Annotated in this window: 19 protein-coding genes; 18 read left to right on the top strand and 1 reads right to left on the bottom strand. The window is 70.5% G+C overall.

Translation table 11 applies throughout. The annotated features are described in order from the left end of the window. Positions 1-57: 57 nt before the first annotated feature. Entirely contained in the window at positions 58-1,608 is a 1,551-nt protein-coding gene (gene ffh, locus ACZ4EG_RS35220) for a signal recognition particle protein (protein WP_390712564.1), read from the top strand. A gap of 114 nt (positions 1,609-1,722) precedes the next feature. Continuing rightward, positions 1,723-3,660: an ATP-dependent zinc metalloprotease FtsH gene (ftsH, locus tag ACZ4EG_RS35215; RefSeq protein WP_467793488.1), complete on the top strand. Its 1,938-nt coding sequence runs from the start codon at positions 1,723-1,725 to the stop codon at positions 3,658-3,660. Positions 3,661-3,721: 61 nt separating this feature from the next. Here ftsH and ACZ4EG_RS35210 read toward each other — a convergent pair whose 3' ends face one another. Beyond that, on the bottom strand, positions 3,722-4,579 hold the full coding sequence (locus ACZ4EG_RS35210; RefSeq protein ID WP_467793487.1) for an SAM-dependent methyltransferase: 858 nt from the start codon (positions 4,577-4,579) through the stop codon (positions 3,722-3,724). Positions 4,580-4,778: 199 nt separating this feature from the next. On the opposite strand from ACZ4EG_RS35210, the gene proS reads away from it, so the two are divergent. From proS to dprA, 16 genes are all read left to right on the top strand, one after another. Beyond that, complete coding sequence (proS, locus tag ACZ4EG_RS35205) at positions 4,779-6,194, top strand: proline--tRNA ligase (RefSeq protein ID WP_467793486.1); 1,416 nt, start codon at positions 4,779-4,781, stop codon at positions 6,192-6,194. 312 nt (positions 6,195-6,506) lie between these two features. Continuing rightward, positions 6,507-7,109, top strand: a complete 603-nt coding sequence (locus ACZ4EG_RS35200) for a hypothetical protein (RefSeq protein WP_363298740.1) — start codon at positions 6,507-6,509, stop codon at positions 7,107-7,109. A gap of 292 nt (positions 7,110-7,401) precedes the next feature. Then, a complete protein-coding gene (gene rpsP / locus ACZ4EG_RS35195; protein WP_390712568.1) occupies positions 7,402-7,821 on the top strand; it encodes a 30S ribosomal protein S16 in 420 nt (139 codons plus the stop codon). Positions 7,822-7,826: 5 nt separating this feature from the next. Further along, positions 7,827-8,066 carry an RNA-binding protein gene (locus tag ACZ4EG_RS35190; protein WP_003973401.1) on the top strand — a complete coding sequence of 80 codons (240 nt, stop codon included), beginning with the start codon at positions 7,827-7,829 and terminating at the stop codon, positions 8,064-8,066. An 81-nt stretch (positions 8,067-8,147) separates the two neighbouring features. Continuing rightward, positions 8,148-8,750, top strand: a complete 603-nt coding sequence (gene rimM, locus ACZ4EG_RS35185) for a ribosome maturation factor RimM (RefSeq protein ID WP_453554311.1) — start codon at positions 8,148-8,150, stop codon at positions 8,748-8,750. After that, positions 8,750-9,583, top strand: a complete 834-nt coding sequence (gene trmD / locus ACZ4EG_RS35180) for a tRNA (guanosine(37)-N1)-methyltransferase TrmD (RefSeq protein WP_263213190.1) — start codon at positions 8,750-8,752, stop codon at positions 9,581-9,583. Before rimM ends, trmD begins: the two co-directional genes overlap by 1 nt. Positions 9,584-9,718: 135 nt before the next feature. Further along, on the top strand, positions 9,719-10,069 hold the full coding sequence (gene rplS / locus ACZ4EG_RS35175; protein WP_030612790.1) for a 50S ribosomal protein L19: 351 nt from the start codon (positions 9,719-9,721) through the stop codon (positions 10,067-10,069). A 45-nt stretch (positions 10,070-10,114) separates the two neighbouring features. Next, entirely contained in the window at positions 10,115-10,810 is a 696-nt protein-coding gene (gene lepB, locus ACZ4EG_RS35170) for a signal peptidase I (RefSeq protein ID WP_453554315.1), read from the top strand. Further along, complete coding sequence (lepB, locus tag ACZ4EG_RS35165; protein WP_453554317.1) at positions 10,803-11,894, top strand: signal peptidase I; 1,092 nt, start codon at positions 10,803-10,805, stop codon at positions 11,892-11,894. Before lepB (ACZ4EG_RS35170) ends, lepB (ACZ4EG_RS35165) begins: the two co-directional genes overlap by 8 nt. Next, the gene (gene lepB / locus ACZ4EG_RS35160) at positions 11,782-12,774 is read left to right on the top strand and encodes a signal peptidase I (protein ID WP_467793485.1); all 993 of its coding nucleotides are present in this window, start codon (positions 11,782-11,784) and stop codon (positions 12,772-12,774) included. Before lepB (ACZ4EG_RS35165) ends, lepB (ACZ4EG_RS35160) begins: the two co-directional genes overlap by 113 nt. A gap of 190 nt (positions 12,775-12,964) precedes the next feature. Beyond that, positions 12,965-13,744 carry a signal peptidase I gene (gene lepB / locus ACZ4EG_RS35155; RefSeq protein ID WP_453554321.1) on the top strand — a complete coding sequence of 260 codons (780 nt, stop codon included), beginning with the start codon at positions 12,965-12,967 and terminating at the stop codon, positions 13,742-13,744. Then, a complete protein-coding gene (locus ACZ4EG_RS35150) occupies positions 13,734-14,300 on the top strand; it encodes an NUDIX hydrolase (RefSeq protein ID WP_453554323.1) in 567 nt (188 codons plus the stop codon). Before lepB (ACZ4EG_RS35155) ends, ACZ4EG_RS35150 begins: the two co-directional genes overlap by 11 nt. A 56-nt stretch (positions 14,301-14,356) precedes the next feature. Continuing rightward, complete coding sequence (locus ACZ4EG_RS35145) at positions 14,357-14,665, top strand: DUF2469 domain-containing protein (protein WP_453554325.1); 309 nt, start codon at positions 14,357-14,359, stop codon at positions 14,663-14,665. An 88-nt stretch (positions 14,666-14,753) separates the two neighbouring features. Beyond that, entirely contained in the window at positions 14,754-15,116 is a 363-nt protein-coding gene (locus ACZ4EG_RS35140) for a YraN family protein (RefSeq protein ID WP_453554327.1), read from the top strand. 1 nt (position 15,117) lies between these two features. Then, positions 15,118-16,743, top strand: a complete 1,626-nt coding sequence (locus ACZ4EG_RS35135) for a YifB family Mg chelatase-like AAA ATPase (RefSeq protein ID WP_467793484.1) — start codon at positions 15,118-15,120, stop codon at positions 16,741-16,743. Beyond that, complete coding sequence (gene dprA, locus ACZ4EG_RS35130) at positions 16,740-17,915, top strand: DNA-processing protein DprA (RefSeq protein ID WP_467793483.1); 1,176 nt, start codon at positions 16,740-16,742, stop codon at positions 17,913-17,915. Before ACZ4EG_RS35135 ends, dprA begins: the two co-directional genes overlap by 4 nt. Positions 17,916-18,206: the final 291 nt, after the last annotated feature.

Here is an 18,206-nt window from a genome sequence, read left to right as displayed (position 1 = left end):
GCCAGATACCCTGGAGGGCAGCCCAAAACGACCCCGACCCCGAGGACCGACGCCACCGTGTTCGATACCCTCTCCGACCGCCTCAGCGCGACTTTCAAAAATCTCCGCGGCAAGGGGCGCCTCAGCGAGGCGGACATCGACGCCACGGCCCGCGAGATCCGCATCGCGCTCCTCGAAGCGGATGTGGCCCTGCCTGTCGTCCGGACGTTCATCAAGAACGTCAAGGAAAGAGCCCTCGGCGCCGAGGTCTCCCGGGCGCTGAACCCCGCACAGCAGGTGCTGAAGATCGTCAACGACGAGCTCGTCACCATCCTGGGCGGCGAGACCCGGCGCCTGCGCTTCGCCAAGCAGCCCCCCACCGTGATCATGCTCGCGGGTCTGCAGGGTGCCGGTAAGACCACCCTCGCGGGCAAGCTGGGCCACTGGCTCAAGGGGCAGGGCCACTCGCCGCTGCTCGTGGCCGCCGACCTTCAGCGCCCCAACGCCGTCAACCAGCTGAGCGTCGTCGCCGAGCGCGCCGGCGTCGCGGTCTTCGCGCCCGAGCCGGGCAACGGCGTCGGCGACCCGGTCAAGGTCGCCAAGGACTCCATCGAGCACGCGAAGACCAAGGTCCACGACATCGTGATCGTGGACACCGCCGGCCGCCTGGGCATCGACCAGGAGATGATGCAGCAGGCCGCGGACATCCGGGACGCCGTCTCCCCGGACGAGATCCTCTTCGTCGTCGACGCGATGATCGGTCAGGACGCCGTCAACACCGCGGAGGCCTTCCGCGACGGCGTCGGCTTCGACGGCGTGGTGCTCTCCAAGCTCGACGGTGACGCCCGCGGTGGTGCCGCCCTGTCGATCCGCCAGATCACCGGCAAGCCGATCATGTTCGCGTCGAACGGCGAGAAGCTCGACGACTTCGACGCGTTCCACCCTGACCGGATGGCCTCCCGCATCCTCGACATGGGTGACCTGCTCACCCTGATCGAGCAGGCGGAGAAGACGTTCAGCCAGGAAGAGGCCGAGAAGATGGCCTCCAAGCTGGCGTCCAAGAAGGGCCAGGACTTCACCCTGGACGACTTCCTGGCCCAGATGGAGCAGGTCAGGAAGATGGGCAGCATCAGCAAGCTGCTCGGCATGCTCCCGGGCATGGGCCAGATCAAGGACCAGATCAACAACCTGGACGAGCGGGACGTCGACCGCACGGCCGCGATCATCAAGTCGATGACCCCGGGCGAGCGCCAGGAGCCGACGATCATCAACGGCTCCCGTCGCGCCCGTATCGCCAAGGGCTCCGGCGTCGAGGTCAGCGCCGTGAAGAACCTGGTCGAGCGGTTCTTCGAGGCCCGCAAGATGATGTCCCGCATGGCCCAGGGCGGCGGTATGCCCGGCATGCCGGGGATCCCGGGCATGGGCGGCGGACCCGGCCGCACCAAGAAGCAGCCGAAGAAGGCCAAGGGCAAGCAGCGCTCCGGCAACCCGATGAAGCGCAAGCAGCAGGAGCTGGAGGAGGCCCAGCGCCGCGAGGCGGCCGCCCAGGGCGGTGGCGCCTTCGGCCTGCCGCAGCAGGGCGGCAAGGACTTCGAGCTGCCGGACGAGTTCAAGAAGTTCATGGGCTGACCCGACGATCACGGTCCGCCGCGGACCGACGTCGTACGGCACTGAGGGCGTCCTCCTTCGGGGAGGGCGCCCTCAGCGCGTGCCGCGGCCCGCTGTGTGCCGTAACGTCCAGATATGAGCAATGCCGCGCCGCCACGGAAAGACCCTGATCAGCCGTGGCGCACCGAGGGCACCCCGGACGAGTCGCCCCGGCGGCCCGGTGGCCGACGGATACGCGGGAAGTGGTGGGGCCTCGTCGTCACCGCGGTGATCGTCTTTCTGCTCGCCTACATCGGGCTGAACTATCTGGGCCAGGGCAACGAGCCGACGATCTCGTACACGGAGTTCAGCAGACAGGTCGGCGACGGCAACGTCGCCAAGATCTACTCCAAGGGCGACGCGATCCAGGGCGAGCTCAAGACGCCCCGGGCCAAGCCCAGCGGTGGTGGCCAGTACACCAAGTTCAGGACGCAGCGCCCGGCCTTCGCGGACGACAGGCTCTGGCAGAACCTGAGCAGCCACGGCGTCACGGTGACCGCGCAGCCCGTCGTGCAGGAGCGCAGTCTGCTGTCCAACCTGCTGATCTCGCTGGTGCCGATCGTGCTGCTGGTCGCCGTGTGGATCTTCTTCGCGCGGCGGATCGGCGGGGGACTGGGCGGTGCGGGCGGCATGCTCGGCCGCAAGGCCCCGCCCAAGCCGGTCGGGCTCCGGCCGGGCACCCAGCGCACGTCGTTCGCCGACGTGGCCGGCATCGACGAGGTCAAGGGCGAGCTGGACGACGTCGTCGACTTCCTGGAGCACCCCGACGCCTACCGCAGGATGGGCGCGAAGATGCCGCGCGGTGTGCTGCTCGCGGGCCCGCCCGGCACCGGAAAGACCCTGCTGGCGCGCGCGGTCGCGGGTGAGGCGGGCGTACCGTTCTTCTCCGCCTCCGCGTCCGAGTTCATCGAGATGATCGTCGGTGTCGGCGCGTCCCGGGTCCGGGAGCTGTTCGCCGAGGCCCGCAAGGTGGCCCCGTCGATCATCTTCATCGACGAGATCGACACGATCGGCCGGCAGCGCGGCGGCGGCCCGTCGGTCAGCGGCCACGACGAGCGCGAGCAGACGCTGAACCAGATCCTCACGGAGATGGACGGCTTCTCCGGCTCGGAGGGCGTGGTCGTGGTGGCGGCGACGAACCGCGCCGACATCCTGGACCCGGCGCTGACCCGGCCCGGCCGCTTCGACCGGGTGGTCCACGTCTCCCCGCCGGACCGGAGCGGGCGCGAGGCGATCCTGCGCATCCACACCCGTGAGATCCCGCTCGATCCGAACGTCGACCTGGCCCAGGTGGCCCGGACCACCCCGGGTATGACAGGCGCGGATCTGGCCAATCTCGCCAACGAGGCCGCGCTGCTCGCGGTCAAGCGCAAGCAGGAGACGGTGACCCGTTCCGACCTGTCCGAGGCGCTGGAGAAGGTGCAGCTCGGTGCCGAGCGCACCCTCGTGATGCCCGAGGAGGACCGCCGGCGCACGGCCTACCACGAGAGCGGGCACGCCCTGCTCGGCATGCTGCAGCCCGGCGCCGACCCCGTCCGCAAGATCACCATCGTGCCGCGCGGCCGGGCGCTCGGCGTGACGATGTCGACCCCCGAGGTGGAGCGGTACGCGCACTCGGAGGGGTATCTGCGCGGCCGGATCATCGGCGCCCTGGGCGGTATGGCGGCGGAAGAGGTGGTCTACGGCGTCGTGACCACGGGCGCGGAGAACGACCTCGAGCAGGTCACCGCCATCGCGCGCGGAATGGTGGCCCGCTGGGGCATGAGCGAGCGCATCGGCCGGCTCTCCGCCCTGCCGAGCGACGCCCAGCAGGCGTACGGTCTCTCGGCCGCCCCGCAGACCCTCGACGCGATCGACGCCGAGATGCGCAGGATCGTCGACGAGTGCTACGAGGAGGCCTGCCGCAAGCTCCACGACCACCGCTCCCAGCTGGACGCCCTGACCGAGGCCCTGCTGGAGAACGAGACGCTGGAGGAGGCGGACGCGTACCGGATCGCGGGCATCACGCGCCTGACGAAGGACGCGGAGGCGTGAGGGACGCTCGGGGCGTGCGCGGTGCTCAGGGCGTGCGTGACGCGCAGAGCGTGCGCGATGCTCAGGGCCTGCGGGCGATCAGATAGCGGAACACGTTCGGCATCCACACCGTCCCGTCCGGCCGCTGGTACGGGTGCAGTGCCTCCGTCAGTTCCTTGTCCACCTGCTCCTGGTCCGTGGCCGCGATCGCCGCGTCGAACAGGCCCGTCGACAGCAGGCCGCGTACGGCGCTGTCGGGACCGGCGTACCCGAACGGACAGGCGACCCGGCCCGAACCGTCCGGCTTCAGCCCGGCCCGCTGGGCGACCTCCTCCAGGTCGTCGCGCAGGGCGGGGCGCCAACTGCCCGCGCTGCGCAGCGGATCGGCCAGTTTCGTGGCCACCCGCAGCACGGACGACGTGGCGCAGCGCTCCGGCGGGCCCCAGCCGGCCAGCACCACCGGCGCTCCGCGCTCGGCGAGCGGTGTCGCGGAGGCGAGCAGCTCACCGAGTCCTTCCGAGTCGCCCGCCAGGCAACCGATCGGCTCGAAGGCCGTCACGAGGGTGTACGCGGGTGTCCTGGTGCCGGCCGCGTCCCGGGGTAAGCGCTCGACGATCCGGGTGGCCGCACGCGCGCGTGTGCCCCAGGTGTCGGGCAGCAGCCGGGCCCGTGCGAGGACGAGCCGTTCGGGACGGGCGGAGTCGACACCGGTGATGGCCGCTCCTCTGGAGGCCGCCATCAGCAGGGCGAGCCCGGAGCCGCAGCCGAGGCCCAGCAGCCTGCTGGCGGGGCCCACTTCAAGTCGCTCGTAGACGGCCTCGTAGAGCGGGACGAGCATCCGCTCCTGGATCTCGGACCAGTCACGCGCGCGTGCGTCCAGGTTCACGCGTGGTGCGGATCCCGCGTGAGACAGGGTGTGCCGCACGAGCGTAGGTGTCATAGGTAAGCGCCCCAATCCGCCGAGAGTTGGTGGTGTGCCCGATTCCGTGGCCCCCGTGATGTGCGCTCGCACTCCCCACGTATGTCAGGTAACTCCCGGCTCGCGGTGCCGTCCAGGGGTCGAGGGGCCCTGCTTGTGGGTTCGCGGCGCACGTGGCGAGATTTCACATGCCCGCAACCTGAGCCCATACCATCGGGCCATGGCAAAGGCATCCATTCTCACCCCCAGGGCGGACGACTTTCCGCGCTGGTACCAGGAACTGATCGCCAAGGCCGAGCTGGCCGACAACGGGCCGGTGCGCGGCACCATGGTGATCCGACCGTACGGTTACGGGCTGTGGGAGCGGATGCAGGCGGAGATGGACGCCCGCATCAAGGAGACGGGCACTCAGAACGCGTACTTCCCGCTGCTGATCCCGCAGTCGTACCTCACCAGGGAGGCCGACCACGTCGAGGGGTTCGCGCCCGAACTCGCGGTGGTCACGCACGGCGGCGGCAAGGAGCTGGAGGAGCCCGCGGTCGTCCGTCCCACGTCGGAGACCATCATCAACGAGTACTTCTCCAAGTGGGTGCAGAGCTACCGGGACCTGCCCCTGCTCATCAACCAGTGGGCGAACGTGGTCCGTTGGGAGCTGCGCCCGCGTCTGTTCCTGCGCACCTCCGAGTTCCTGTGGCAGGAGGGACACACCGCGCACGCCACGTACGAGGAGGCGCGCGAGTTCGCCGCGCGCATCCAGCGCGACGTCTACGGGGACTTCCTGGAGAACGTCCTCGCGACGGACTTCGTCTCCGGCCGCAAGACGGTCAAGGAGCGTTTCGCGGGCGCCGTCAACACCCTCACGCTCGAAAGCATGATGGGGGACGGCAAGGCCCTGCAGATGGTCACCAGCCACGAACTGGGCCAGAACTTCGCCAAGCCGTTCAACATCCGGTATCTGTCCAAGGACGGTACGCAGGAGTACGTCTGGCAGACCTCCTGGGGCTCGACGACCCGCATGATCGGCGCGCTGGTGATGACGCACGGCGACGACAACGGTCTGCGGGTCCCGCCGCGGCTGGCGCAGATCCAGGCGGTCGTCCTCGCGATCAAGGGCGAGGAGACGGTTCTGGCCAAGGTCCGTGAGATCGGCGAGCGGCTCAGGGCGGCGGGCATCCGGGTCCACGTGGACGACCGCACCGACATCCCCTTCGGCCGCCGCGCCGTCGACTGGGAGCTGAAGGGCGTGCCCGTCCGCATCGAGATCGGCCCTCGTGACCTGGAGAACGGTACGGCGATGCTGGTCCGCCGCATCCCGGGCGGCAAGGAGCCGGTGGCCCTGGACACCCTGGCCGGGCTCCTCCCGGCGATCCTCCAGGAGGATCAGGCGCTGCTGCTGAAGCAGTCCCGGGAGCACCGCGAGTCCCGCACCGCGGACGTCTCGACGATCGAGGAGGCCGTCGAGGCGGTTACCGCCGGCGGCTGGGCGCGCATTCCGTGGGGCACGCTCGGCGAGGAGGGCGAGGCCGGGCTGGCCGAGCACGCGATGACCGTACGGTGTCTGCTCGCCGAGGACGGGTCGGTGCCCGAGGACGGGGACGCCCCGAGTAACGTCGCGGTCGTCGCGCGCGCTTACTGAAGTAGCGACCTTGGCACGAGAGCGACCGAAACGCCTCTTGCGCTACCGCCGACCGCAGCTGTCCCGGCGCGCGGACCCGATCTACGCGCAGATCGGCAATGCGGCCCGAAGGGCCTCCGTTGAGGGTGGTGGTGGGAGACGGGTGGGCGTACGTCAGACTACGCACCAGCTTGGTATGAGCTGCGAGGCTTCTCCGCAGATCAGCGCACCCGCCCTCGTCAGGACGCATCAGCGGCAACTGACGGGTAAGTGCAAATTATTTGGGATGCCCCGGAATCGGAACACTGGAGCCCTCATGCTCGTTGTCATTACGTGAGCACGACACAGACACCACCTGTTCTCGCCGCAGAGCTGGCAGAGGCGTGGGCCGACATTCAGCGGTACCACCCCGAACTGCCCGACCTTGCCGCGCCAGAGTCCCTGATCGGGGAGTCGTCGTCCGCCTGCGGTCACGAGCTCTCCTTCGAACGACTGCTCCACGAGGCAGTCCATGGCATCGCAGCCGCGCGCGGGGTCCGCGACACCTCCCGCGCCGGCCGCTACCACAACCGCAGGTTCCTCGCGATCGCCGAGGAACTGGGCCTGGACCACCCCGACGAACCGCACCCCAGCAGTGGCTTCTCCCTGGTCACGCTGAACGCCGAGGCGAAGCGGCGTTACCGGCCGACGATCGAACGCCTTCAGCGCGCCCTGAAGGCCCACACGGTGGCCACGTCCGCCGACACCACCCGCACCTTCCGCGGCCCGGCCGCCCGCCACGGTTCCTCCGGCGGCGGCGTCCGCGTCAAGGCGGTCTGCGACTGCGGCCGCAACGTCCGGGTGGTTCCGTCGGTCCTGGCCCAGGCCCCGATCGTGTGCGGCGGCTGCGGAAAGCCGTTCCGCATCCCGGAGGTCGTGGGAGCGGCGGCGAGCTGAGGCTGCGACTGCTCGTGGCAGTCGCAGTCGGCAGGTCGCCGGTGCCGAGTGGCGCACCCGACGTACGGTCACCTCCGCGCCGGGTGCACCATAGGCATGCCCAAGATCACCCGCCCGGACCCCTCGGCCAAAAGCGACCCGCAGGGTGTGGCACAATGGCTAGCTGTACTCGACAGCCGCACAGGACCCCTCTCTCCTCCGGCTGACGCGTCCATCGGGCACTCGGGTACCGCAACCCCACGCGGCAGCCTCGCCGTGCCCAACCACGTCAAATCCAGGAGAATCCACTCCCGTGGCAGTCAAGATCAAGCTGAAGCGTCTGGGCAAGATCCGTTCGCCTCACTACCGCATCGTCGTCGCCGACTCCCGCACCCGTCGTGACGGCCGTGCGATCGAGGAGATCGGCAAGTACCACCCGACCTACAACCCGTCGGTCATGGAGGTGGACGCCGAGCGCGTGGCGTACTGGCTGGGTGTCGGCGCGCAGCCGACCGAGCCCGTCCTCGCCATCCTGAAGAAGACCGGCGACTGGCAGAAGTTCAAGGGCGAGCCCGCCCCGGCGCCGCTGCTCGTCGCCGCGCCGAAGGCCACGCGTCCGTCGTTCGAGGCTCTCGGCGGTGACGACGAGGGCAAGGGTGAGGCCATCACCCAGAAGAAGAAGGCTGAGAAGAAGGACGAGGCCGCGGCTGAGTCCGAGTCGACCGAGGCCTGAGCAGCATGCTCGAAGAGGCGCTTGAGCACCTCGTGAAGGGCATCGTCGACAACCCTGACGATGTGCAGGTCGCCTCGCGCAACCTGCGCCGCGGGCGCGTTCTCGAGGTCAGGGTCCACCCCGACGACCTCGGCAAGGTGATCGGCCGCAACGGCCGCACCGCGCGCGCCCTGCGCACCGTCGTGGGCGCCATCGGCGGCCGCGGTGTCCGTGTCGACCTCGTCGACGTGGACCACGTCCGCTGACGTTTCGCAGCACCGGCTCGGGCCGGGGAGGGCCACTGGGCCGTCCCCGGCCCGCAGTCGTATGACAGGAGAGCAAGCACAGTGCAGCTGGTAGTCGCACGGATCGGCCGCGCCCATGGCATCAAGGGCGAGGTCACCGTGGAGGTCCGTACCGACGAGCCGGAACTCCGGCTCGGCCCCGGCGCCGTACTCGCCACCGATCCCGCCTCCGCGGGGCCGCTGACCATCGCGGCCGGCCGGGTGCACAGCGGCCGGCTCCTCCTACGGTTCGACGGGGTCGACGATCGCACCGCCGCCGAGGCGCTGCGCAACACGCTCCTGATCGCCGAGGTCGACCCCGACGAGCTCCCCGAGGACGAGGACGAGTACTACGACCATCAGCTCATCGACCTCGACGTGGTGACCCAGGACGGCACCGAGGTCGGCCGGATCACGGAGATCTCGCACCTGCCCTCGCAGGACCTGTTCATCGTGGAGCGGCCGGACGGGACCGAGGTCATGATCCCGTTCGTCCAGGAGATCGTCACCGAGATCGACCTGGAGGAGCAGCGGGCGGTCGTCTCCCCGCCGCCGGGCCTGATCGACGACCGGGCCGAGATCGCCTCCTCCCGGGAACCGGCGGAGGACTCCGCGCAGGAGCCGGCGCAGGACTCCGCGCAGGACTCGGCGGGAGAAGCTTCCTGATGCGCCTCGACGTCGTCACGATCTTCCCCGAGTACCTGGAGCCGCTGAACGTCTCCCTGGTCGGCAAGGCACGCGCGCGTGGGCAGCTGAACGTGCACGTGCACGACCTGCGGTCCTGGACGTACGACCGGCACAACACGGTCGACGACACGCCGTACGGCGGCGGTCCCGGCATGGTCATGAAGACCGACCCCTGGGGCGACGCCCTGGACTCCGTCCTCGCCGACGGCTACGAGACGGGCTCCCACGCGCCCGCGCTGATCGTCCCCACCCCCAGCGGCCGCCCGTTCACCCAGGAACTGGCCGTGGAGCTCTCCGAGCGCCCCTGGCTGATCTTCACGCCGGCCCGCTACGAGGGCATCGACCGGCGCGTCATGGACGAGTACGCCACCCGGATACCGGTGTACGAGGTGTCCATCGGCGACTACGTCCTGGCCGGCGGCGAGGCGGCCGTGCTCGTCGTCACGGAGGCCGTCGCCCGGCTGCTGCCCGGGGTCCTCGGCAACGCCGAGTCCCACCGGGACGACTCCTTCGCGCCCGGCGCGATGGCGAGCCTCCTGGAGGGGCCCGTCTACACCAAGCCGCCCGTCTGGCGCGGCCGGGACATCCCGGACGTGCTGCTCAGCGGCCACCACGGCAAGATCGCCCGCTGGCGCCGGGACGAGGCCCTCCGGCGTACGTCGGCCAACCGGCCCGATCTGATCGAGCGCTGCGACCCCAAGGCCTTCGACAAGAAGGACCGCGAGATGCTCTCCATCCTGGGCTGGGCCCCGGACCCGGACGGGGAGCCGTACGGCCGATTTTGGCGCAGGCCAGAGGGCATGGAAGAATAGGCCGCTGCTGTGCGTCCGTCCGGCGAGCGCCCCTGCCACAGGGGGACACGACGACCGCCCCGACCCGCACGGCAGTCCTCATGGAAACCTAGTTCCCGTTGATGACCTGTGGCATCAGCGAAGAAAGCAGACGAAATGTCTCACCTGCTCGACTCCGTCGACTCCGCGTCGCTGCGCAGCGACATCCCGGCCTTCCGTCCGGGTGACACCGTCAACGTCCACGTCCGCGTCATCGAGGGCAACCGCTCCCGTGTGCAGCAGTTCAAGGGCGTTGTGATCCGCCGTCAGGGCTCCGGTGTCCGTGAGACCTTCACGGTCCGCAAGGTCTCGTTCTCCGTCGGCGTCGAGCGCACCTTCCCGGTGCACACCCCGATCGTCGAGAAGATCGAGCTCGTCACCCGTGGTGACGTGCGTCGCGCGAAGCTGTACTACCTGCGCGAGCTGCGTGGCAAGGCCGCGAAGATCAAGGAGAAGCGCGAGAGCTGAGCGCTTCCCGGACGTCACAGCGGGGCCGGATAGCATCTGGCTCCGATGGACACCGAAGCACAGCCGACGGAACGCGACCGCTCCTCCCGCCCCGACACGGGGGCCATGGAGGAACGGTCGCGTTTCGCGTTGGTGTCGCGGATCACCGAGTGGCTGCCGGGCGGGTGGATCACCCTCACCCTCTTCGTCTGCCTGCTGTTTTTGCTGCTTCTCAACACTTTCGTGGTGCAACCCTTCCAGATTCCCAGCGGATCCATGGAACAGGGATTGAGGATCGGGGACCGCGTTCTCGTAAATAAGTTGGCGTACCGTTTCGGTGCCGAGCCGCGGCGCGGTGACGTCGTCGTGTTCGACGGCACCGGGTATTTCGGGGACGCCGACTACATCAAGCGCGTTGTAGGTGTGGGGAGAGACCATGTGGTCTGCTGCGACAAGGAGGGGAGGATCGAAGTGAACGGCCGGCCGGTCGACGAGACGGCGTTCCTCCACCCGGGGGACAGCGCGTCCGCCGTCCCCTTCGACGTCGTCGTGCCCGACGGCACACTGTTCGTCCTCGGCGACCACCGCAGCAACTCCAGCGACTCCCGTGACCACCTGGGCTCCCCGGGCGGCGGCATGATCCCCGTCGGGGACGTCATCGGCCGCGCCGACTGGATCGTCTGGCCGACGGGCCACTGGAGGCACCTGAACCGCCCCGCCGCCTACGCGCGCGTGCCCGCGGCGGAGGGCGCGCATGGGTAACCGCGGAAAACCGCGCGGCATGCCGAGCAGCGCCGCGGAGAACCTGCTGCCCACCGGGACCCGGCGCGCCGCAAGCCCGGCCGGCGGCCGTTCCCGCGCGGAGCGGCGCAAGCTCCAGCGCAAGGTCAAGCGCAAGCGCAGGCGCAGCGCGGTCCGTGAGATACCGCTGCTGGTCGGCGTGGCGGTTCTGATAGCCCTCGTACTGAAGACGTTCCTCGTCCAGGCCTTCGTCATCCCGTCGGGCTCCATGGAGCAGACGATCCGGATCGGCGACCGCGTCCTGGTCGACAAGTTCACCCCGTGGTTCGGCTCCAAGCCGCAGCGCGGGGATGTCGTCGTCTTCCACGACCCGGGCGGCTGGCTGGCGGACGAGCAGACCACCAAGAAGAACGATCCGGTGGTCGTCAAGCAGTTCAAGGAAGGGCTCACCTTCATCGGTCTGCTGCCCTCCGACAACGAGAAGGACCTCATCAAGCGGGTCATCGGGGTCGGCGGCGACCACGTCAAGTGCTGTGACGCACAGGGACGGGTGACCGTCAACGGCGTGCCCCTGACCGAGGGTGACTATCTGTATCCGGGCAACGCCCCCTCCACCACCCCGTTCGACATCACCGTCCCGCAGGGACGGCTGTGGGTGATGGGCGACCACCGGGCCAACTCCGCCGACTCCCGCGCGCACCAGAACACCGACTACGGCGGCACGGTCTCCGAGGACTCCGTGGTGGGCCGGGCCATGGTGATCGGCTGGCCCGTCGGGCACTGGACCAGGCTGCAGGAACCTAAAACCTTCGCAAGCGTGTCGAACTCCGTGTCGGGGTCGACCGCCGCTCCCGAACTGTCGCATAGGGTTGCCTCCGACGAACCGAACGGATTCTTCCAACTCCCGACCCCTGCGGAACTCCCGCTCGTTATGGGAGTGGTGGGCCTGCGTCGTGCATGGGGCAGGCGGCGGCACAGAGTAAGGAGTTGGCGTGGGGGATGTAGCGGTTGGCGCACGGTCGGGACACGACGGCGAGGAGCACCCCGGGCGCCCCGCGGAAGAGAGTGTCCCCGGCCCGGACGGCGACATGACCTCAGGGAATGAGCCCGGACCGGCCGGCGGTGGCCCGTCCTCGGGCGGGCAGCGGCCGGGGAGCGGGGAGGACGGGCCGGGCGGCTCGGCCGCCGGCCCCAAGAAGCCCCGCTCCTTCTGGAAGGAGCTGCCGATCCTGGTCGGCATCGCGCTGGTACTGGCGCTGCTGATCAAGACGTTCCTGGTGCAGGCGTTCTCGATCCCGTCCGACTCGATGCAGAACACCCTCCAGCAGGGCGACCGCGTCCTGGTGGACAAGCTCACCCCCTGGTTCGGCTCCGAGCCCGAGCGCGGCGAGGTCGTCGTCTTCCACGACCCGGCCGAGTGGCTCAAGGGCGAGCCGACGCCCACCCCCAACGCCGTGCAGCAGGTCCTCAGCTGGATCGGCCTGATGCCCTCCGCCGAGGAGAAGGACCTGATCAAGCGGGTCATCGGCGTCGGCGGCGACACGATCGAGTGCAAGGGCTCGGGCCCGCTGAAGGTCAACGGCAAGGCGCTGAACGAGCCCTACGTCTACCCCGGCAACACGCCGTGCAGCGTCGACGACCAGGGCGGCCAGTTCAAGGTGAAGGTCCCCAAGGGCTACATCTGGGTGATGGGCGACCACCGCCAGAACTCGCGTGACTCGCGCTACAACCAGGACGACAAGAACCACGGCATGGTCCCGGTCGACAAGGTCGTCGGGCGCGCCATCGTCAAGGCCTGGCCGATCAACCGCTGGGGCACGCTGCCGGTCCCGGACACCTTCGACCAGCCCCTCGACCAGCAGTCCTCCGCCGCGTCCCTCTCGGTCGCGCCGCAGGGCCTCGCGCTCGTGGGCGTGCTGCCGGTGGCGGTGTGGCGGCGCAGGCGCACCGCCGCCCGGACCACCGAGCCCGGCACCAGGGCTTAGGCCCACAAGCGGCGACCTCCGCTTCGGCCCCCGGTCCGGTGGACGGGTCGGGGGCCCGGGCACGCCCCTCGTGAAGCCCGCAGGAGGCGGTGAAGTCCTCCGGGAGCCGTGAAAGCTTTGGAAAGCTTGTGACCGGGGTCGCGAAAGAGGGGCTCCCCCGGTCCCGTACCGCCGGGTAGGGTGCGGGTCCATGGGTGGCGAGAGCACTACACGTACGGCCCCGCGCAGCGGCGGCACAGGCACGGCGCAGGTCGGCAGCCGGCTGGGACAGCGGTTGTCTGGGCTGGCCGTCGCGCTGGGCCTGGTGCTGTTCCTCGGCGGATTCGCGTGGGCAGCGGTGATCTACCGGCCGTACACCGTGCCCACCAGCTCGATGGCGCCGACGATCAACATGGGCGACCGCGTCCTGGCCCAGCGCGTCGACGGCAACGAGGTGCGCCGCGGTGACGTCGTCGTCTTCCGCGACAAGTCCTGGGTCACCAACGCGAACGTGGTCAAGCGCGTGGTCGCGGTCGGCGGTGACACGGTCTCCTGCTGCACCGACGGAAAGCTCACCGTCAACGGCAAGCAGATCGAGGAGCCGTATCTGCCCAAGGGCAGCCTGGCCGAGGCCAAGAACATCCCGACCGTGAAGGTCCCCCAGGGCCGGCTCTTCCTCCTCGGCGACGAACGCCAGGGCTCCCTGGACTCCACCGCCCACCTCACGGACGCGGCCAGAGGCACCGTCTCGCGCAACGCCGTGAGTGCCCGCGTGGACGCCGTCATCTGGCCGATGAACGGCATGCTCAAGCGCCCCACCGGCTTCGAGGCCCTCGGCGCCCTGTCCCAGCCCGGCCCGCTGCGCATCATCTTCTGTCTGATCGTCGGCGGTGCGGTCCTCGTTCTGGGCGGCGGCGCGTACGGCCCGATCGCCAAGCGGGCGGCCCGCTCCCGCGCCGGCACGCGGCCGGAGCCGGCCAGTGCCGGCTGAGGCCACGGACGCGGGCGAGACGGCCGCCAGGGACGACGGGGGCCCGGGAGGCGTGTACGAGGACTCCTACCAGGGCGGTCTGCGCAAGGTCGCCAGGGTCGTCCTGCTCGACCCCGAGGACCGTATCCTGCTGCTGCACGGGCATGAGCCGGACGATCCGGCCGACGACTGGTGGTTCACTCCGGGCGGCGGCCTGGAGGGCGACGAGACCCGTGCACAGGCCGCGCTGCGGGAACTCACCGAGGAGACCGGTATCACCGAGGTCGAACTCGGTCCGGTGCTGTGGCGGCGCATGTGCTCGTTCCCGTTCGCGGGCCGCCGCTGGGACCAGGACGAGTGGTACTACTTGGCTCGTACGGCCCAGACGGTGACCGAGGCGGCCGGTCTGACCGAGCTGGAGCGGCGCAGCGTCGCCGGAGCTCGATGGTGGACGTGCCAGGAACTGACCCGGGCGCATGAGACGGTGTATCCGACCAGACTCGCCGAGCTGCTGCGGAGGCTGCTCGACGAAGGTCCCCCGGCCAGGCCCGTGAACCTTGACCCGGAAATCGTCTAGGGGCCCGCGGGACTGGCGCACAATGGTGGGATCGCACGGGTGAAGGGGAACATGCCATGAGCGCCGAGGACCTCGAGAAGTACGAGACCGAGATGGAGCTCAAGCTCTACCGGGAGTACCGCGATGTCGTCGGTCTGTTCAAATTCGTGATCGAGACCGAGCGGCGCTTCTACCTCACCAACGACTACGAGATGCAGGTGCACTCGGTTCAGGGCGAGGTGTTCTTCGAGGTGTCGATGGCCGACGCCTGGGTCTGGGACATGTACCGGCCCGCCCGCTTCGTGAAGCAGGTACGCGTCCTCACGTTCAAGGACGTGAACATCGAGGAGCTGAACAAGACCGATCTGGAACTCCCGAGCGGGTGACGGAGTTGTCCACAACCGCTGAGCCGTCCACCAAGATCCACTTCTTGGGGGCGGATGCGTGAGCGTTGGCGCCGGAGGTGGTGCCGACATGAACGCACGCAGTGCACTCGGCAGGTACGGCGAGGAGCTGGCCGCCCGGCGGCTGGTCGAGGCCGGGATGACGGTCCTGGAGCGCAACTGGCGCGGTGGCAGGACGGGCGAGATCGACATCGTTGCCAGGGACGGCGACGTGCTGGTCGTCTGCGAGGTGAAGACCCGCAGGAGCGGCGGCTTCGAGCATCCGATGGCGGCGGTCACGCCCGAGAAGGCCGGACGGCTGCGCGGCCTGGCCGAGCGATGGATCCACGCCCACGGCGGGGCCCCGCCCGGAGGCGTCCGCATCGACCTGGTCGGCGTCCTGCTGCCCGACCGCGGCGCGCCGGTCGTCGAGCATGCGCGGGGGGTGGCCTGACATGGGATTCGCCCGTACGTGCTCGGTGGCGCTGGTGGGCGTCGAGGGCGTGGTCGTCGAGGTCCAGGCCGACCTGGAACCCGGGGTGGCGGCGTTCACACTGGTGGGGTTGCCGGACAAGAGCCTGACGGAGAGCAAGGACCGGGTGAGGGCGGCCGTGGTGAACTCCGGCGCCTCCTGGCCCTCGAAGAAGCTCACGGTCGGCCTGAGCCCGGCGTCGGTGCCGAAGGCGGGCAGCGGTTTCGACCTCGCCGTCGCCTGCGCGGTGCTCGGTGCCGCCGAGCGGATCGACCCGCGGGTGCTCGCCGACATCGTGATGATCGGAGAGCTGGGACTGGACGGCCGGGTGCGCCCGGTCCGGGGTGTCCTGCCGGCGGTGCTGGCCGCGGCCGACGCCGGGTACGAGCAGGTGGTGGTCCCGGAGTGCGCCGCCGCGGAGGCCTCACTGGTGCCCGGGGTGTCGGTGCTGGGCATCCGCAGCCTGCGGCAGCTGATCGCCGTGCTGACGGACGAGCCGGTGCCCGAGGAGGCGCCGGACGAGCAAGGCCGCCCCGATCCGCTCCTGGCCGGTCTGCGCGTGCCCGGCACCGGAGCCGCCACCGGCATGCACAGCCTGGGCACCGCCCAGCACGAGCAGGACCACGACCTGGCCGACGTGGTGGGCCAGCGCTCGGCGCGCACGGCGGTGGAGGTGTCCGCCGCGGGCGGCCATCACCTCTTCCTGGAAGGGCCGCCCGGTGCCGGCAAGACGATGCTCGCGGAGCGGCTGCCCGCAGTCCTGCCCCGGCTCACCCGGGAGGAGTCCCTGGAGGTCACCGCCGTGCACTCGGTGGCCGGACTCCTGCCCCCGGGCAAGCCGCTCATCGACGTCGCCCCCTACTGCGCCCCGCACCACTCGGCCACCATGCAGTCGCTGGTCGGCGGCGGCCCGGGCGTCGCACGGCCCGGTGCCGTGTCACTGGCCCACCGGGGAGTGCTCTTCCTCGACGAGGCCCCGGAGTTCCACAGCCAGACGCTCGACTCGCTGCGCCAGCCCCTCGAGTCGGGGCACGTAGTGATCGCGCGCAGCGCGGGTGTGGTGCGGTTCCCGGCGAGGTTCCTCATGGTGCTCGCGGCCAACCCGTGCCCCTGCGGCCGCTTCTCCCAGCGGGACACCCTGTGCGAATGCCCGCCGTCGGCGATCCGCCGCTATCAGGCGCGACTGTCCGGCCCCCTGCTCGACCGGGTCGACCTCCGCGTCGAGGTCGACCCCGTGACCCGGGCCCAGCTCACCGAACCCGGCGCCCGGGGCGAGTCCACCGCGACGGTCGCCGACCGGGTCGGGGCAGCACGGGAACGAGCGGCGGCACGCCTCGTCGGAACGCCGTGGCGGACCAACAGCGAGGTGCCGGGGCGGGAACTGCGCAGCACCTGGCACGGGGCGACCGGCGCGATGGACGAGGCGGAGCGGAACCTCGAACGGGGCGTGCTGACCGCCCGCGGGCTGGATCGCGTCCTGCGGGTCGCCTGGACGGTCGCGGACCTCGCCGGCCACGACCGGCCCGACGCCACGGACGTCGCCCTCGCCCTGCAACTGCGCACCGGAGTCCCACGGGGCGTGCCCATGGCCATCGGGGCACTGACGTGAGCGCAGGCGACGATCCCGGCGGCGGCCCGCACGCCCGCGACCTGCTCTGCCGCGTCCTGCTCACCCGTGTCATCGAACCCGGCGACGAGACCGGCGGGCGCTGGCTGCGGGAGTACGGGGTGCGGGAGGTCGCCCGGCGGTTGCGGGCCGGCGGGGAGCCGCTGCCGGGGGTGAGCGGGACGCGCTGGGCGGGGCTGGTGGCGCGGGCCGCGCAGGCCGAGCCCCGGCGGGATCTGGACATCGCGCGGGACGCCGGAGTGCGGTTCGTGTGCCCCGGGGACGGCGAGTGGCCCGCCCAGCTCGACGATCTGGGGGACGCCCGGCCCACGGGACTGTGGGTGCGCGGCAGCCCCAGCCTGCGGATGTGGGCGCTCCGATCGGTCGCCGTCGTCGGTGCCAGGGCCTGCACGGAATACGGCGCCCACATGGCGTCAACGCTGGCCGCGGGGCTCGCCGAGCACGGGTGGGTGGTGGTGTCCGGCGGCGCCTACGGGGTCGACGGCGCCGCTCACCGGGGCGCCCTCGGCGCGAGCGGCGCCACGGTCGCCGTACTGGCCTGCGGGGTCGACCGGCCCTATCCGCGCGGGCACACCGAGCTGATCGCGAGGATCGCGGAACAGGGCCTGGTGGTCGGGGAGTTGCCGCCCGGTGACCATCCGACGCCGAGCCGGTTCGTGCTGCGGAACAGAGTGATCGCGGCGCTCACCAGGGGCACGGTGGTAGTGGAGGCCGCCTACCGCAGCGGCTCGCTGGCCACGGCGCGGGCGGCGCAGCGCCTGGGGCGGTTCACCATGGGGGTGCCCGGACCCGTCACCAGCGGACTCTCCGCGGGCGTGCACGAGCTGCTGCGCGGGGAGGCGGCCCTGGTCACCGATGCCGCGGAAGTCGTCGAGCTGATCGGTGACATGGGTGAGCTGGCTCCGGCCCGGCGCGGCCCGGTGCTGCCCCGCGACCTGCTGGAACCGGCCACGGGGCAGGTCCTGGCCGCCGTGCCCGGGGGCCGCGCCGCACGGCCCGGGGAGATCGCGCGCGGCGCGCAGACGACGGAGGACGAGGCGATCGCGAGGCTGTACGAACTCCGATCACTTGGCTATGTCGAACGACACGGCGATGGCTGGAAGTTGACACGCCAGGCCCTGATCTCGGTCCGGGGCGGTCACAGTCGGTGCTGACCGAATGGGTTCGGCCGTCCGGGGGAATCCCCGACGCCCTTGGGATTTCCCCCAGTTGACACCCTCGCTCCGTCACGCAGAGCGACGTGCGGAGCTCGGTGGGGTGCGCCTCGGAGGGGGTTCGCGCAGGGGTGGTGCCTCGTTGTTCGCACACCGCGACTCCCCAGTCACGCTACGCTCACGAAGACCCCGACGCAGACCGCGCCAACTCGACACCAGACCGACAGCTCACGCAGGCACTCCCCTTCACCCTTTTCCCGGCACTTCACTGCAGAACGGCACAAGGCGACG

Source organism: Streptomyces sp. NPDC025638 (assembly GCF_055558775.1).
This window is presented reverse-complemented; position numbering and strand designations above follow the sequence as displayed.

Bases quoted from the DNA above. Each gene is read 5' to 3' on its own strand.
- ftsH (WP_467793488.1), top strand. From the start codon at position 1,723: ATGAGCAATGCCGCGCCGCCACGGAAAGACCCTGATCAGCCGTGGCGC.
- ACZ4EG_RS35210 (WP_467793487.1), bottom strand. From the start codon at position 4,579: ATGACACCTACGCTCGTGCGGCACACCCTGTCTCACGCGGGATCCGCA.
- proS (WP_467793486.1), top strand. From the start codon at position 4,779: ATGGCAAAGGCATCCATTCTCACCCCCAGGGCGGACGACTTTCCGCGC.
- ACZ4EG_RS35190 (WP_003973401.1), top strand. From the start codon at position 7,827: ATGCTCGAAGAGGCGCTTGAGCACCTCGTGAAGGGCATCGTCGACAAC.
- trmD (WP_263213190.1), top strand. From the start codon at position 8,750: ATGCGCCTCGACGTCGTCACGATCTTCCCCGAGTACCTGGAGCCGCTG.
- rplS (WP_030612790.1), top strand. From the start codon at position 9,719: ATGTCTCACCTGCTCGACTCCGTCGACTCCGCGTCGCTGCGCAGCGAC.
- lepB (WP_453554315.1), top strand. From the start codon at position 10,115: ATGGACACCGAAGCACAGCCGACGGAACGCGACCGCTCCTCCCGCCCC.
- lepB (WP_453554317.1), top strand. From the start codon at position 10,803: ATGGGTAACCGCGGAAAACCGCGCGGCATGCCGAGCAGCGCCGCGGAG.
- lepB (WP_453554321.1), top strand. From the start codon at position 12,965: ATGGGTGGCGAGAGCACTACACGTACGGCCCCGCGCAGCGGCGGCACA.
- ACZ4EG_RS35145 (WP_453554325.1), top strand. From the start codon at position 14,357: ATGAGCGCCGAGGACCTCGAGAAGTACGAGACCGAGATGGAGCTCAAG.
- ACZ4EG_RS35140 (WP_453554327.1), top strand. From the start codon at position 14,754: ATGAACGCACGCAGTGCACTCGGCAGGTACGGCGAGGAGCTGGCCGCC.
- ACZ4EG_RS35135 (WP_467793484.1), top strand. From the start codon at position 15,118: ATGGGATTCGCCCGTACGTGCTCGGTGGCGCTGGTGGGCGTCGAGGGC.